This window comes from Pseudomonas sp. JZ134 (genome assembly GCF_051027695.1).
GTDB classification, from domain to species: domain Bacteria; phylum Pseudomonadota; class Gammaproteobacteria; order Pseudomonadales; family Pseudomonadaceae; genus Chryseomonas; species Chryseomonas luteola.
In genome coordinates this window covers 982,601-997,916 of sequence record NZ_CP069250.1, presented here as the reverse complement: position 1 = coordinate 997,916, position 15,316 = coordinate 982,601, and the positions used below count along the sequence as shown (strand labels likewise).

Genomic DNA, 15,316 nt, shown 5'->3' with positions numbered 1-15,316 from the left:
TCCATCAATCATTATCGTAAAACAGAGGTGACTGCGGCTCTTGCGCAACCTCTATTGTGCCCTGTTAAAGGCCCGCGCGGGAAATACCGTTCATGTCCGGGTCTTTCAAAATTCGTCGGCATGACGCCTAAAAACACTACAAAATGAAGGGTTGCTCTATACTACGCGTTTCCCTTTCAGAGGCTTTGCTACGTATTCGCCGGTCTCGCTCATTTTCGTCAAACGTACCTTGTCCGCTTCTGGGCTCCCCTTCCGACACTGGTCGCCTTGGGAGTCCTTTCGGCGTATTACTTCACGCTCACCCATACGTTCTGGGCCGTCATCGGAGAATTTACCCGTTGGGGAGGACATGTACTGTCCTGGTTCGGCCTCCATCCTGAGGAATGGAGCTATTTCAAGCTCATCGGTTTGCAGGGTACCCCGCTGGACCGGATCGACGGTGTCATGATCGCCGGCATGTTTCTCGGTGCCTTGAGCATGGCGTTGTTCGCAGGCAATGTGGGCTGGCGCTGGCCTACCAGTCGTAGGCGCCTGCTGCAGGGATTGATTGGTGGGATCGTTGCAGGCTTCGGTGCTCGCCTGGCCATGGGATGCAATCTGGCAGCCTTTTTTACCAGCATCCCTATGTTTTCCCTGCATGCCTGGGCTTTCATGCTGGCGACTGTCGCAGGAGCCTGGATAGGGGTGAAGCTCAGCCTGCTGCCCTTTCTGAGAGCGCCACTCAAGGTTGGCAAAACCCGCTCATCCCTGCCCTCCCCGGATGCGCTTGCACGCCGGGTCAGAACACAATCCCGCCTGGGCATCGCCGTACTGTGTGCCACGGCACTGCTGGCCGCCTGGCGATTCGAGGCCTCCTTTGTATTGGGTATCGCCTGCATATTCGGGCTCTTGTTCGGCACCCTGATCGAGCGGGCCCAGATCTGCTTTACCAGCGCCGCCCGTGACATCTGGACGACCGGCCGCACTCGGGCTGCCCAAGGGATTCTGTTGGGGATGGCGGCTGCGTCCATCGGCACTTTTGGTGCGATTCAGTTGGGCGTTGCGCCCAAGATTTTCTGGATGGGCCCGAACGCCATCATTGGCGGCCTGCTCTTTGGTATCGGCATCGTATTGGCCGGTGGCTGCGAGACCGGCTGGATGTACCGCGCCGTAGAAGGACAGGTGCACTTCTGGGTAGTGGGCCTGGGCAATGTGATTGGCGGTACGTTGGTGGCAGTGTATTGGGACGAGCTGGGTAATGCACTGGCGCTTCCCTATCCCAAGATCGACTTACTGAAAGCCGTCGGCCCTGGCTATGGTTTGCTACTGACCTTTATCGGCCTGGGCATCGCCCTGCTATTGGTTCAACTCAACGCTCGCCGTTTCGGCACCTCCAGGAGAGTCCATGAGCACACAACCGGATCTGTCTCTCGACCTGAGGGGCGAACACTGCCCCTATAACGCCATCGCTACACTGGAAACCCTGGAAACGATGCAGGCTGGTCAATTGCTCGAAGTCATTACCGACTGTGCGCAGTCGGTACATGGCATTCCAGAGGATACCCAACGCTATGGCTATCTGTGCCGTAGCGTCGAGCAGCATGGCTCGCTGTTCCGCTTCCTGATCGAAGTCCCTGCGGAAAAGGCAGGCCAGACGGCAGCCAGCGTCACCGTGTAGTCAGGAGGCCTCTCTGGAGGCCCCCATTCGACTTACGCCTCGGCAGCCACTCGGTGCGCCATGGCAACACCGGGCCTTATGGCTGAGCCGACTGACATCAATTCATTCAATGCCGACACCACCTGATCGACAGTGATCGCCTGCATGGACGCCCGGCACTTCTTGCAGGGCAGCCGTGCGCCATTACCCAACGGCGTCTTGCCTTGATACAGATTGATATGACCCAGGTAACCCGTGACCCGTGGCGAAATAAACTCTGAAAACAGCACAACGGCTGGCGTTGAAACCGCTGCAGCAGCATGGTGCATTCCGCCTTCAGCCCCAACAAAACCCCGGGCGTGAGCCAGTACGGCCGCCGCTTCGCGAAAGCTGGCCGTCACGACATGCCGTACCCCTGGAAGCAGCCGGGTTCCCTCCGGCCCCAACTGCACGAAGTCGAAGCCGCACCGAGCCAGCTGTTCCCAACGCTCCCAGAGCCAGGCCTTGTTGGAATCGGTCACCTTGGTATGGGGCTCAATGACAATCGAGCCCTGGGCATGTTGTCGACCGAACGCCAGTTCCTGGGCAGAGAAAGATATCTCGCCAGGCACCAGCTCAAAGACCTGCCACTCGCAGACCTTCTTGTTCTTGCGGTAGATATACGGACGGCTCTTGGGTGCGTTGCATATCGTGACGCACCCTGGCTCCGGCTGTTTGAGAATATAGGGATTGTTCTCCCAGATCTCCGACCAGCGCGGCTGCCCCTCACAATCCACGAACACCACTTTCTGCCGGGTCTTTTCATAATGCACGCGGGCCTGACCCGCAGCCATCAGCTCGTCACCCCATCCCATTCGATTTCTCCCGAATGTAATGCCGAACCCAAAATGTGCCAGGAGACTAGCAGGCTCATCCTTAAGATTTGCTTAACCAAACTGCATTCGTGAGCGTTTCGTTAAGCAGACACCTTTTAAGGGTGTAAGCGGGTATTTCCATCGGTTCTGAGCGATGCTGTCGACAGCATCGTCACAGAGTAACCACAGGGGCACACGGCTTTTCAGCCAGACGTGCGATAGTGTGGGCTGATCGGATACCGGAGCGCTTGATGTACCAGGAACTCAACGAGCTATGGCTGCTGTTCATTCAGACCTTGGCCTGGACGACTTACTATCTTCAGCTCGGGCTGCTGCTTTGCGCTGTTGGCATTGTGGCCGGCCTTGTGAAATGGGGCGTATGGTGGGGTAAGGCTCTGGTTATAGGCTCTGTCGGGATTGCCGCCCTGCTTGCGCTGGCACTGGACGCCATTGGCAAACTGGTTGCCACGTTATAGATGAGAAGCATTATACAAGGCATGTCGAAAAAGCCCTGGAGCCGAACCTGTAAGGAACACTACCCGGCACCGCCGGTCCGTGTGTAGGTGACAAGGAAACTGCTTATAACAAGTTGTTTATCCATGGAGACCACCATGACTGTCAAAGCCCTGTTTGCTGTAACTGCCCTTCTGGCCTCCAGCGCTGCGCTGGCAGCCTCCCCAGCGATGGAAAAAAATGGTGTTCTGGTCGATGACCAGGGCAGAACGCTATATACCTACGACAAGGACACTGAAGGTGTTTCCAGTTGCAATGGCAAATGCGCGGAAAACTGGCCGCCGCTCAAGGTAGAGGCTGGCAGCAAGCCTTCGGATGCCTGGACCGTGATCGAGCGCGAAGATGGCGCCATGCAGTGGACCTACAAGGGCAAGCCGCTGTATACCTTCGTCCAGGACAAAAAGGCTGGTGACAAGACTGGCGATGGCAAGGGTGGTGTCTGGCATATAGCCAAACCATAACGGCTCAGGAAACCGGCTACCGCGCCGGTTTCCCTTCTGACACACCGCTGCCAAGATGCACTGGCATGCTCATCAATACCCAGCACCTGAGCCCGGCATCAGCCCGCCTGAATACCCTCTTTCGAGAACTCTTCATGACCGACTCCTCGCCCATCCGTATCCTCGACTCACAGATTCTTGCCAATGACTGGGGCGTGCTGACCAAGTACACCCTGGATTACCAGCGGCGTGATGGATCACGACAGCAGCACACCCGTGAGACCTACGACCGCGGCAACGGCGCGACGGTACTGTTGTACAACCTGGATCGCCGTACCATTGTGCTGATCCGACAGTTCCGCCTGCCGACCTATCTCAATGGCATTCCTGATGGCATGTTGATCGAAACGCCGGCCGGCCTGCTCGACAATGCCGCGCCTGAAGAGCGCATCCGCGCTGAAATCGAAGAGGAAACGGGATACCACCTCCATCATGTCACCAAGCTGTTCGAAGCCTACATGAGCCCGGGCTCGGTCACGGAAAAACTCTACTTCTTCGCGGCAGAATACGATAGCGATACACATAGAAGCGAAGGGGGTGGGCTGGCTGATGAAGGTGAGGACATCGAAGTAATGGAGTTTGGCTTCGATGAGTTGCTGGACATGATTCGCGCCGGACGCATTCTGGACGCCAAGACCATCATGCTGGTGCACTATGCAGCGCTCTACTTGTTCCCTAAGCGCTAGACATCGTACACATGGCTAATCCGCCTCTCAAAGCGAATATCCTGCTGCAGACCTTGCGGCCTACGACCATGCTCTTCGTTGAACATGGCCAGGACGTGCTTTAACCAGATTTTCAAGCCGTTTCACACTTTTAGCCCCCTCTCTTGCAAAGGCAGAAACCTCTGCGTTTGCAAGAGGTCGCACACCTCTTATCAGTTGAATCAGTGGCCAGCCAATATGCTGGCAAGCTCGTGATATGCAAGCACCGGATAGACGCATCAGGAAATAATATTCCGGCTTACTGGCCTGAAAAGGTGTGGATCGTTCAGGTTCTAGCCAGAATTTGGCATATACCCTGTTTGACGGCCCCCGCGCGGCGTGCTCCATGCACAAACTCTGCATGAGGTGATTGCTGATCATAGGCCAGGCTTGTTACGGTACGGCCCTTTCCAAAAGATGGCCTTTTGTCCAGGCTCTCATACTTTTATTACATGACCATTTAATGCCTATGCCCACTTTTCTCGCAGCCCTTTTTTCTCGTACCCCGTTAGCCAAGGGCACACGCATTTTTTCCAAAGGCTCTACCTGGAGCGCCTGTTTGCTCGGAGCAGCCCTTACAGCAGGTCTGGGTCAGGTACAGGCCCAGGAAAACAAGGCGGCTGACCGTTGGGTCAGCGATACGCTGTCTACGTATGTTCGCAGCGGCCCGACCGATGGCTATCGTATCGTTGGATCACTCAAGTCCGGCCAGAAAGTCGAGCTGGTCAACACCCAAGGTGATTACAGCCAGATCCGAGGCGAAAGCGGTGATCTGGTATGGATTCGTTCCAGCGAACTACAGGAACAACCAGGCCCGGTAGAGCGTGTACCGCAACTGGAACAGCAGGTAAACGAGCTGAGCAGCAAGCTCAAGACGATCGATGACAGCTGGAAATCCCGCGTTCAGGGCATGCAGGAAACCATGGACGCCCGCAAAGCACGCATAGATGAACTTGAGCAGACCCGGCGCCAGCTGGATGCCGAGCTGACCGACGCACAGTCCGAACTTCGCAGCGTCAAGGCGCGCCTGGGTGATGAGAACAAAGATGTCATGATGCGCTATCTCGTTTACGGAGGCAGCATTGCCGGAGCCGGCCTGTTGGCAGGTCTGATCCTGCCGTCATTTGCGGGTCGCAGAAAGCGCAACGATCGCTGGTTCTAAAGGGCAGGCTCCGGCACAGCATGTGTGCCTGGAGCCCTCCTCTTATTCATCAAGCACAAAGCGGGCAAGCCGCTGCCTGAGCATGCGGTTTTCCATACGCAGGGTTTCTACCTGGGTCAGCAGGTCGAGCGCCAGTGCGATGCCCGCCCAGTCCAGCTCAAGCTCTCGTTGCAGCCGTACGGCACGGCGTACCGTATGCAACGCTGGCAAATCGAATACCCATACCTCTGGCCGCGGCCCGTGTGGCTCGACGATGCCATGCTCGACAAGCTCAACGATGTGAGTCACTGGCGTATCGACCAGCTGGCTGATCTCTTCGATGTCAAATTCCACGATTACGGTGGTCATCTCAGTCCCTCCACTCACTTCTGGGGTTGAAGCTGGCCTTGCTCGCCAATTGCTCCCATAGTTTCCGAGTAGCCTCATCATGAGTCTTGGGCATGACAATTTTGATCACGGCGTACAGGTCCCCTGCGCCGCCCTTCCGTGTTCGCAACCCCTTGCCCTTGAGACGTAAACGCTGCCCCGCCTGGCTGTTGGCCGGAACGGTCAATTGCAGTTTCCCGCTCAAGGTGGGGACAGTTACCTTGGCGCCCAGTGCAGCTTCCCAGGGTGCAAGCGGAACGGTCAGAAGCAGGTCATGCCCGTCGACATCGAAGAGTGGATGAGGAACCAGCCGGACAACCAGATAAAGATCGCCGTCGGGTCCGCCATTGAGCCCTGGGGCGCCCCGCCCTTTCAACCGGATTCGCTCGCCATCGGTCACGCCTGCCGGAATGCGTACGTTCAGGCTCTTGGGTACGCTCTCGTGACGCAGCCCGTTCGCACTATAGCTAGGCACCCGATAGTTGATGGTCCGCGGCTCGTCTGACAGCGTGTCTTCGAGAAACAACGGCAGTTCCATTTCCACATCCTGCCCTCTTCGTCCGGCACTACGCTCCTGGCCGCGCCCACTACCGGGTCGGGCACCAAAAACAGATTCGAAGAAATCGGAAAAATGCCGCTCGTACTGCCCGTCTCCTCCTCCGCCAAAATTGCCGTTGAACTCCCAGCCTGGCGGCGGCTCGAACTGCTGCCCGGCCCGGCCATACTGGCGTAATTGATCGTATTCGGCTCGTTTTTCCGGATCTCTGAGAACTTCATAGGCCTCGGAGACTTCCTTGAATTTGCTTTCCGCATTCGGCTCTTTGCTGACGTCTGGATGGTATTTGCGCGCCAGCTTGCGGTATGCGGTCTTGATCGCTTTTTCGTCTGCGCCCGGGTCGACGCCCAGCAGCGCATAATAATCTTTGAATTCCATCGAACTTCACCGTCTCGTCAATCGACAACAGTCAAAAGCAGACAGCCATGACAGGCCTGCCGCTGCCCGGTGATCGTGCCTGTCTATAACCATAGCCCTATCAGCCCGGTATGGCGCTGATACAGGTCAGTGCACGACACAAACACCCTTCGATAAAGATGTGGACAGTACGCCAGGAATCCAGTGCCGGTTGCGAAAAAGACACGGAAGGCAGCCGTTTGCCAAGCGGCTTCAGGCGCGCACCGCCTGTGCGAAGGCGGTGCGCGAAAGAGGATCAGTTTTACTGCTGAATAAGATTGACGCGGTTGCCTGTGCCGGATTGGCTCAGGTTGACCCGTAGATCAGCACCGGTCTGCTGTAGCGTGATGTGGTTATCCGACCCGCTCAGCTGGCTGAGATACGCCACGTTACGATCGCCCTGCTGCCCGATGGTGATTTCATTGAGCGAGCCTTCGGTCGAAGCGCTCAGGATGTTATCGCTACCCTCTTGCGTGCCGTACAGGACGTTACTGTTGCCGGTCTGATCGGCATAGAACTCGTTACCAGTCCCGGTCTGGTTGGCGGTCGCAATGTTGTAGTCACCCACTTGGCTGAGCTGAGCGGCCTGCCAGTCACCTGCCTGGAAAGCATCGATACTGTTCGAGACACCACTCTGGGTAGTGTCTGCGTCGTTATTGCTGCCTTCCTGAGTGACCAGGGCGCCGCCATTCTGACCGTCGATACGGACAGCGGCTTGCTGCTGCGTACCGCGCTGGGTGACATAGGCCGAGGTATTCACACCACTGACCTCAAGCGTGGCCACGGAACCCTGGCTGTCCAGCTGGTAGATATTGGCGGAGGTATCGTTCCCTGTCTGAATGACCGTCGCAACGTTATTGGAGCCGTCCCGCTGCCACAGCAGAGCGGTGTGATTGTCGCCCTGTTGATTAACGGATACTTCACTGGCCACGGCCCCTTCCTGCAGCGTATGGGCCCAGTGAGTGTTGCCGTTTTGCGTAATCCGGGAGGTTGCCTGGGTCGTGTTTAGTTGCTCGGTTTCAGCTTCGTTGGCAGTGCCTGTCTGGCTCTGGTTGACTGAAGCCGACTCGGAAGCTTGCTGGGAGACCGACGCCTGATTGTTCCAGCCATACTGGTATTGGTTGGAGTAGGCAGTGGTCGAGTCGGCCTGCTCGACAGTCGCGACGTTGTAATTGCCCGCCTGTGCCTGCTGTGCAGTACCGGCCTGGCTATTGACCTGAGTCAGGCGAGCCTCATTGGCGTAGCCGCTATGCGACTGCTTGGCGGCATTACCGGAGCCGGACTGCTCGATCGTAGCCGTATTGAGCACACCGTGCTGGTCCTGTCGGGCCGTATTATTTTCAGCAAAGGCTTGCGTGGCTAACACCGCGAGAACGGCAGCGGCGAGCGGTTTGAAGATAAACATAGCTCTCTCCATGAATGTTTATTCCACCAGAGGTACAGCAAGGTCTGGGAGACCTTTACCGCATTACCATTGCGCAAGAACCTGCAAGGGCACCCTAGCGATCAGGCATTGTGAATCGGGAGGCTATATTCGCCGTTTAGCGCAGCGACGGGTATCAATCGAAAGATTGAAAATGCTAGCCCTTTAACACTTCCCAAGTGAGACCAAAGGCTTCATAGATGGGTGGTCAGAACCTTCAGTATCTCCTGCGGCCTAACTTATAACGCCTGCACAAGGCCCGAACGGGAGACGAACATGAGCGACATCAAGCACCCCGAAAACCAGAACGCTGAAAACGAAGACCTCGATAATCGTGACGTCGATGACGACCAGCTAGACCAGGCCGTAGAGGAAACTTTCCCTGCCAGCGACCCGATTTCACCATGATCTGATCAGTCGATCGGATTTCTTCTACTCGGTCTTGGGGTTGAAGACTATATCTATAGCTTCAACCCTTTTTTTGCCTGATGTTTCCCAACGCCTGTCCATCACGGGTGCGCCAATGGGTAGGCCGTCAGGGGCGGATCAGGATCACCGAACGCAGCAGCGTTGAAAGCCTGGCTGCCGCCTTCGACATCCGGCGCAATCATTCCTGGATAGCAATTGTGCCCCTCATGCCTGTGGCAGTCAGGGCATGTTGCGTATTGAAGCGTTAGCCTGCCGAGCGACACCTTTACTGATCGCTGTTGGAGCATCCTTGCAAGTTGGCCTGGGTCACGTTGCTGAACGCCGGAACACTGCGCGTCAGCCAGACATTACCGCCAATGGTGGAGCCTTTACCGATGGTAATGCGTCCCAGAATGGTCGCGCCGGCATAGATGACCACATCGTCCTCGACGATCGGATGGCGTGGATGCCCTTTTTGCAGATTGCCGGACTCATCGGCCGGAAAGCGCTTGGCGCCTAAAGTCACAGCCTGATAGATCCGGACCCGCTCGCCAATGATAGCTGTCTCGCCGATAACCACGCCGGTACCATGATCGATAAAGAAGCTGGGGCCGATCTGCGCCCCTGGATGGATATCGATACCCGTGGCTGAATGAGCCAGCTCTGCAATCATGCGCGCCAGTAGCGGCAGGTCCGAACGATAGAGCTGATGCGCCAGACGATGGTAGATAACAGCCAGGATACCGGGATAGCACAGCAGCACTTCATCCACACTGCGCGCGGCCGGATCGCCCCGGTAGGCTGCCAGCACATCGGTATCCAAAAGACGCCGCAGATCAGGCAATGCCAAGGCAAAGTCCTGCACAATGCGCTGCGCCGGATCTTCGACCGAGCACTCAGAGGTTCCCCGCTGCCGAGCGGTATAACATAGCTCCAGCCGTACCTGCCCTAACAGAGCATTGAGTGCACGGTCCAGCACATGCCCTACGAAAAAGTCTTCGCTTTCCGCACGTAGGTCATTTGGTCCCAGACGGAGCGGAAACAAGGCGCTACAGAGCGACTCAAGGATCTCGCTCATTACCGCTCGCGACGGCAGTTCACGGCTGCTCAGTTCTCGCGTTCGGCCATGCTGGCTACGCCATTCGTTACGAGCGTCATGCAGCTCATCTACGATTCGTTCCAGTTGCCAGTTGATCCCCGGGGCTTTACCCCGCACCGCATTTGAATCGCTCATTACCACGTTCCTGGAAAAAGAACCGGCGCGGGCCGGTCCTGGGTTCGACAATAAAACGTTGCGGCTGATCGAGCGCGCCCCAACGCCTGCTCGTACCTTACCGCATCGCCTGCCCGATCGGATAGGATGGGGACAGACCTGCCAACGCCGCACCGCCTGGCGTCAAGGCAACCACGAGTGAAACATTCATACAGGAGAACTCTTATGACGTTTGGCCCTCTGGTCAGTACCGAGTGGCTTGCCAACGCATTGGGCAACAAAGACCTGGTGATATTCGATGCCAGTGTCTACCTGCCCAATGAGTCGAAACATGCACGCGCCGAGTATGAGGCTGCTCACTTACCCGGTGCTCGCTTCTTCGATATCGAAGAGATTTCAGATCAGGACACAACGCTGCCGCACATGGTGCCCTCCCAAGGTCGTTTCGCCCGGCTGGTAGGTGAGCTGGGGGTCAAAAACCAGTCCCGCGTTGTGGTTTATGACCAGAAAGGGTTGTTTTCAGCAGCGCGTGCCTGGTGGATGTTTCGCCTCTTCGGCCATGATCAGGTCGCAGTGCTCGATGGAGGCCTTCCCAAGTGGCAGAGCGAACATCGACCTGTAGAACAAGGTCCGGCACCTGTCGTACCGGCCCAGACGTTCGAAGCCACGTTCCACGCCAGAATGCTACGGGGCCTGGGCGATATCCAGGCCAACCTCGACAGCCGCCTCGAGCAGGTACTGGATGCACGCGCGGCCAATCGCTTCGAGGGGTCGGTGCCCGAGCCGCGTGCAGGCCTGGCCTCCGGGCATATTCCAGGTAGCGCCAGCCTGCCCTATACCGATCTTCTCAATGCTGACGGCACGTTCAAGGATGTCGAGACGCTCCGCGCGCGCTTTGCACATGCGGGTGCGGATGGCTCACGATCAGTGGTTACCAGTTGCGGCAGCGGCGTGACAGCTGCCGTTCTTCTCCTGGGACTGGCAGTGGCAGGCCTACCGGAAGGGGCCCTGTACGACGGCTCCTGGACAGAATGGGGCTCGCGCTCAGATACCCCCAAAGCGACAGGACAGGCTTGATCATTCCCGCGGTATCGCTCCTCTGACGGTACCGCCCCACCACGGCGGCGTAGGCTGCAAAGATTATTCTTTGGTCTAATAGACGCCTTTTCCAGGGTCTCGAACAAGACAGATCTTCTTCCCTGAGCCACGCTGTTTCAGGGCTCGGCCGCTTATGTGCTACTTAAAAGTGTTATCAGGCATACAGTTAAGCCATTTGTCTCATACGGTCTTTCAAGTGCGATAAACGAACAAATGGCTATTGCTTTAGGTAGCGAATCGATAGCATTATCGCGGCACGTCATCGTACAACCCTGGCCATAAGGCACAAGGGTGAATTCCACAATAAATTCAATAATGGAATAACCTGAATGTTGAAGATTGCACCCTGTACGGCCTTAATTTTCCCGCCCGATATTCCCTCCTCTTCCAGATTTCGCGGAGGCGTTTGCGCGTCCGCTTAGGTTCGGCTGCCTATTCAGGCCGGACATGAAATGCCCTGAGGATCAGGGCCTCTCCGCCTCTGATAAATCAATCCGTAAGAGATTGCGCTCAGGTGCGGCACCATTACTCATGGGAGTACAACAATAATGACCCTTCGCTATCTCTCTGTTCCTGCGTTTATTGGACTCACACCGCTTGCGCTGGCCTTGGCATTACCGATGGCTGCTCATGCTGAAGGTTTTCTGGAAGACGCCAAAGTCAACGTGATGACCCGCAACTATTACTTCAACCGGGATTTCCGCAACGGTACCAGCGCTCAACAGAGCAAGGTCGAAGAATGGGGCCAAGGTTTCATTATGACGGCAACCTCGGGTTACACACCGGGCGTCATAGGTTTTGGTCTGGACCTGACCGGGCTCTACGGAATCAAGCTGGACAGCGGTCGGGGTCGTGCTGGTACACAGTTGCTGCCGGTACATGATGACGGGCGTGCCGCCGATGATTTCGGTCGTTTGGGCGCTACCTTCAAGGCTCGCATTTCCAAGACTGATCTGTTGTTAGGCGAATTGATGCCTAACGTACCCGTGCTTCGCTTCAACGATGGTCGCCTGCTTCCTCAGACATTCCGCGGTGCGACACTGACCTCCAAGGAACTGGACGGCTTCACGTTCTATGCTGCGCAGATTCGCCAGGTGAGCCTGCGTAACTCCTCTAACATGGAGGATCTGTCCATCACGACCGGCGGTGCCCGTCAGATTCGTGCAGCCTCTTCGGATCGCTTCAATTATGTAGGGGGTGAATACACCTTCAACGAGAAGCGCACCATGGTTGGCGTATGGCACGCGCAATTCGAAGATGTCTACAAGCAGAACTTCTTCAACCTGACCCATACCCAGAAGTTCGGGGACTGGAGCCTGGGCGCGAATCTGGGTTACTTCACCGGTGAAGAGGAAGGCCAAGCGCGCGCGGGCAACCTGGACAACAAACTCTTCACTGGACAGTTGTCCGCCGGTATTGGTGGCCACAAGTTTACCGTAGGTTATCAGCGCGTCAGCGGTGATAACGGCTGGCTGAGCGTTAACGGTTCCAGCGGCGGCAGTATCGTAAACGACATGTTTACCCAGAGCTTTGACAATGCCAAGGAACGCTCGTGGCAGCTGCGTTACGACTACAACTTTGCTGCTATGGGTATTCCGGGTCTGGCCTTCATGGCGCGTTACGGCCATGGTGACAACATCTACGTCAACGCTGCCAATGATGACGGCTCGGAATGGGAACGTAACTTCGATGTGGCCTATACCTTCCAGAGCGGCCCGCTCAAGGACCTGAACATGCGTTGGAGAAACTCTATGGTCCGCCGCGACTATGGCAGCAACAACGATGTCGACGAGAACCGCCTGATCTTCAGCTACCCGATCTCGATTCTGTAAGCGCCAGGTCAATACAAAAAGCCCGTCTTTCGACGGGCTTTTTTATAACGCCTTGCCTACTGCCCTTCATATTGAGTTTGGCGTGACTCCACGCCCAGCTCATCCCATACTGACTCGGCCAAATGGAAGGTCGCGTTGGCCGCCGGGATACCGCAATAAATGGCGCTCTGCATGATCACTTCCTTGATCTCATCGCGCGTTACACCGTTGTTGGCAGCGGCGCGCAGATGCAGCTTGAGTTCTTCGCTTCGGTTCATCCCAATCAGCATGGAAATGGTAATCAGGCTACGGGTATGCCGCGGCAGGCCCGGACGGGTCCAGATATCACCCCAGGCATGCCGGGTGATCATCTCCTGAAACTCCTCGTTGAATGGCGTGAGCTTTTCCAGGCTGCGATTCACATGGGCATCGCCCAATACCGCGCGACGGACCTCCATGCCCTTTTCATAACGTTCGCGTTCGTCCATCTCGAGATCTCCTAAGCCGTCAGGAAAGCCAGGACACGGCGACTGAATGCTTCGCCGGCCTGTACATTGGAAAGATGCGCAGCATCGAATTCCGCATACTCGGCATTCGGAATTTGAGCCTGCATGTAGTGACCGTCGGCCGGTGTGGTGACGGCATCGTGCATACCCGCCACGATAAGCACCGGAACGGTAACGGCCTTGAGATGCTCACGAAAATCACCGTCACGCACGGCAGCACAATTGGCGGCATACCCTTCTGGCGAGGTAGCTGCGAGCATGTCGGTAATGCGCTTGACTTTGGCTGGCTCTGCCTGAGAGAACTCAGGTGTAAACCAGCGGCTAATGGAGGCATCGCGCAGGTTGACCATGGCCGCCTGACCGCCCTTGAGTACCGTATCGATACGGTCGTTCCAACCGTCTGCCGTTCCGATCTTGGCGGCGGTATTACAGATAACGACACGCTGGATACGGTCACTGGCGTTTACTGCCAGCCACTGCCCGGTCAGTCCACCCATGGACAGTCCACAGAAAAAGGCTTTCTGAACCTTGAGCGCATCCAGCAGCGCCAGAACGTCATGGCCCAATTGCTCAATGGTGTACGGACCGGGCGTGACGGTGGAGCCGCCATGGCCGCGTGTGTCATAGCGCAGTACGCGAAAATGTTCGGTAAAGGCGGGAATCTGATCATCCCACATATGCAGGTCAGTGCCCAGCGAGTTGGACAGCACCAGAACCGGCGCGTCTTCGCGGCCATCGAAACGGTAATTCAGTTCGCCCTCGGCGAGTTGCACAGTTGGCACAGGAATCCTCCTAGCGAGCAGACGTCAGTGAATGGTGTTCGGCACAGGCGCGTTCTACCCAGGTGCGGGCCTGTCCCAAGTAGTGCGCAGGATCGAGCAGATGATCCAGCTCATCGGCAGACAGCTCGGCGGTCACGGTCTCGTTCTGCCCGAGCGCCTCACGCAGGTGGCATTTCTGCTCGACTGCACTGCGGCAGCACTGCTCGACCAGCTGATGCGCCTGCTCACGGCCGACACGTTGGCTAAGGGTAATGCTGACAGCCTCGGCCAGTACCAGTCCGTGGGTCAGCTCCAGGTTCGTGCGCATGCGTTCGGCATCAACTTCCAGCCCTTCGGCTACCAGCAACGCCTGTTCCAGCGCACCCGAAGTCAGGCAGAAGATATCAGGCAGGGTGTCCCATTCGGCATGCCAGAGCCCCAGGCTGCGCTCGTGTTCCTGAGGCATGGCCGCGAACATGGTGGCGACAAGGTTGGGAATGCGGGTCGCAGCGCTGATCAGGACTGCCGCGCTGACCGGATTGCGCTTGTGGGGCATGGTCGAGGAACCACCCCGCCCCTGCCCGGCCGGCTCGAAAACCTCCGCCGCTTCTGTCTGCATCAACAGGGAAAGGTCACGTCCCAGCTTGCCCAGGCTTCCGGCAATCATGCCGCACACACTGGCGGCCTCTACCAAGCGGTCCCGCTGGGTATGCCAGGGTTGATCAGGCAGTGTCAGGTCAAGTTCTTTAGCCAACGCCTCGGCGACCGGCATGGCCTTGTCACCGAGCGCCGCCAGTGTGCCCGACGCCCCACCGAACTGCAGCACCAGAACACGCGGCTTGAGCTCAGCCAGCCGTTGGCGATGACGGGTAATTGCGCCTAGCCAGCCGGCAATCTTCATACCCAGCGTGACGGGCGTTGCATGCTGCAGCCATGTTCGTCCGGCCAGAGGCGTATCCACATAGCGCCGAGCCTGTTTGGCCAAAGTATCAGCCAAGGCAGTCAGACCGTCTTCCAGCAGCGCGAGGGCTGAGCGGATCTGCAGCACAAGCCCGGTATCCATGACGTCCTGACTGGTGGCGCCCATGTGCACATAGCGCTCGGCCTCGGGGCTTGTACGCTTGATTTCACGTCCCAGTGCCTTGACCAGCGGAATGGCCGAGTTGCCGCTGCTCACGATGGCCTGTTGCAACTCGGCAAGGTCATAGGCCTCGGTGCGGCAAGCCGCCTCGATCGGTGCGACGGCATCCTTGGGAATCAGGCCGACCGCGGCTTCGGCTCGCGCCAGGGCGGCTTCGAAATCCAGCATGCCCTGCAGGCGCCCGCTATCACTGAAGACATCACGCATCGCAGCCTGGGTAAAGTAGGCATCGAAGAGCTGATGGGTCGGACGCTGACTCATATGCATT

Annotated in this window: 16 protein-coding genes and 1 pseudogene; 9 read left to right on the top strand and 8 right to left on the bottom strand. The window is 57.3% G+C overall.

Annotated features, from left to right (window positions below):
- Positions 1–213 precede the first annotated feature (213 nt).
- Positions 214–1,440 (top strand): annotated as a pseudogene (gene yedE, locus JQR86_RS04500) (selenium metabolism membrane protein YedE/FdhT); the annotation flags it as partial.
- Positions 1,385–1,657: a sulfurtransferase-like selenium metabolism protein YedF gene (gene yedF / locus JQR86_RS04495; RefSeq protein WP_074825034.1), complete on the top strand. Its 273-nt coding sequence runs from the start codon at positions 1,385–1,387 to the stop codon at positions 1,655–1,657. The pseudogene yedE and the gene yedF, both read left to right, overlap by 56 nt.
- Before the next feature lie 32 nt (positions 1,658–1,689).
- Here yedF and JQR86_RS04490 read toward each other — a convergent pair whose 3' ends face one another.
- On the bottom strand, positions 1,690–2,490 hold the full coding sequence (locus JQR86_RS04490) for a glycosyltransferase family 9 protein (protein ID WP_434154404.1): 801 nt from the start codon (positions 2,488–2,490) through the stop codon (positions 1,690–1,692).
- Between the two features lie 251 nt (positions 2,491–2,741).
- Between JQR86_RS04490 and JQR86_RS04485 the strand changes: the two genes are divergently transcribed.
- The 4 genes from JQR86_RS04485 (at position 2,742) to JQR86_RS04470 (ending at position 5,369) form a co-directional block, all read left to right on the top strand.
- Positions 2,742–2,966 (top strand): hypothetical protein, encoded by a 225-nt coding sequence (locus tag JQR86_RS04485; RefSeq protein WP_010795453.1) that lies wholly within the window; start codon positions 2,742–2,744, stop codon positions 2,964–2,966.
- A gap of 135 nt (positions 2,967–3,101) precedes the next feature.
- Positions 3,102–3,464 (top strand): COG4315 family predicted lipoprotein, encoded by a 363-nt coding sequence (locus JQR86_RS04480; protein ID WP_074825039.1) that lies wholly within the window; start codon positions 3,102–3,104, stop codon positions 3,462–3,464.
- A gap of 134 nt (positions 3,465–3,598) precedes the next feature.
- The gene (locus JQR86_RS04475) at positions 3,599–4,189 is read left to right on the top strand and encodes an NUDIX domain-containing protein (protein ID WP_434154838.1); all 591 of its coding nucleotides are present in this window, start codon (positions 3,599–3,601) and stop codon (positions 4,187–4,189) included.
- A 487-nt stretch (positions 4,190–4,676) separates the two neighbouring features.
- Positions 4,677–5,369: a TIGR04211 family SH3 domain-containing protein gene (locus JQR86_RS04470; RefSeq protein ID WP_374940334.1), complete on the top strand. Its 693-nt coding sequence runs from the start codon at positions 4,677–4,679 to the stop codon at positions 5,367–5,369.
- A gap of 42 nt (positions 5,370–5,411) precedes the next feature.
- Here the strand turns inward: JQR86_RS04470 and JQR86_RS04465 are convergent, their stop codons facing one another.
- From JQR86_RS04465 to JQR86_RS04455, 3 genes are all read right to left on the bottom strand, one after another.
- Positions 5,412–5,717 carry a chaperone modulator CbpM gene (locus JQR86_RS04465; protein WP_074825044.1) on the bottom strand — a complete coding sequence of 102 codons (306 nt, stop codon included), beginning with the start codon at positions 5,715–5,717 and terminating at the stop codon, positions 5,412–5,414.
- A 1-nt stretch (position 5,718) separates the two neighbouring features.
- On the bottom strand, positions 5,719–6,669 hold the full coding sequence (gene cbpA, locus JQR86_RS04460) for a curved DNA-binding protein (protein ID WP_434154403.1): 951 nt from the start codon (positions 6,667–6,669) through the stop codon (positions 5,719–5,721).
- 280 nt (positions 6,670–6,949) lie between these two features.
- A complete protein-coding gene (locus tag JQR86_RS04455) occupies positions 6,950–8,092 on the bottom strand; it encodes a hypothetical protein (RefSeq protein WP_074825049.1) in 1,143 nt (380 codons plus the stop codon).
- A 294-nt stretch (positions 8,093–8,386) separates the two neighbouring features.
- Between JQR86_RS04455 and JQR86_RS04450 the strand changes: the two genes are divergently transcribed.
- Complete coding sequence (locus tag JQR86_RS04450; RefSeq protein WP_010795460.1) at positions 8,387–8,518, top strand: hypothetical protein; 132 nt, start codon at positions 8,387–8,389, stop codon at positions 8,516–8,518.
- A gap of 286 nt (positions 8,519–8,804) precedes the next feature.
- Here the strand turns inward: JQR86_RS04450 and epsC are convergent, their stop codons facing one another.
- Entirely contained in the window at positions 8,805–9,752 is a 948-nt protein-coding gene (epsC, locus tag JQR86_RS04445; RefSeq protein WP_010795461.1) for a serine O-acetyltransferase EpsC, read from the bottom strand.
- Between the two features lie 204 nt (positions 9,753–9,956).
- On the opposite strand from epsC, the gene sseA reads away from it, so the two are divergent.
- Positions 9,957–10,808, top strand: a complete 852-nt coding sequence (gene sseA / locus JQR86_RS04440; RefSeq protein WP_312271428.1) for a 3-mercaptopyruvate sulfurtransferase — start codon at positions 9,957–9,959, stop codon at positions 10,806–10,808.
- Between the two features lie 569 nt (positions 10,809–11,377).
- On the top strand, positions 11,378–12,661 hold the full coding sequence (locus JQR86_RS04435) for an OprD family porin (protein WP_074825059.1): 1,284 nt from the start codon (positions 11,378–11,380) through the stop codon (positions 12,659–12,661).
- A gap of 56 nt (positions 12,662–12,717) precedes the next feature.
- Here JQR86_RS04435 and pcaC read toward each other — a convergent pair whose 3' ends face one another.
- From pcaC to JQR86_RS04420, 3 genes are read right to left on the bottom strand one after another with little or no spacing between them, the layout of a single operon-like run.
- Complete coding sequence (pcaC, locus tag JQR86_RS04430; protein ID WP_010795464.1) at positions 12,718–13,128, bottom strand: 4-carboxymuconolactone decarboxylase; 411 nt, start codon at positions 13,126–13,128, stop codon at positions 12,718–12,720.
- Positions 13,129–13,139: 11 nt separating this feature from the next.
- Positions 13,140–13,928, bottom strand: a complete 789-nt coding sequence (gene pcaD / locus JQR86_RS04425; protein WP_434154402.1) for a 3-oxoadipate enol-lactonase — start codon at positions 13,926–13,928, stop codon at positions 13,140–13,142.
- Between the two features lie 10 nt (positions 13,929–13,938).
- On the bottom strand, positions 13,939–15,309 hold the full coding sequence (locus tag JQR86_RS04420; RefSeq protein WP_434154401.1) for a 3-carboxy-cis,cis-muconate cycloisomerase: 1,371 nt from the start codon (positions 15,307–15,309) through the stop codon (positions 13,939–13,941).
- Positions 15,310–15,316: the final 7 nt, after the last annotated feature.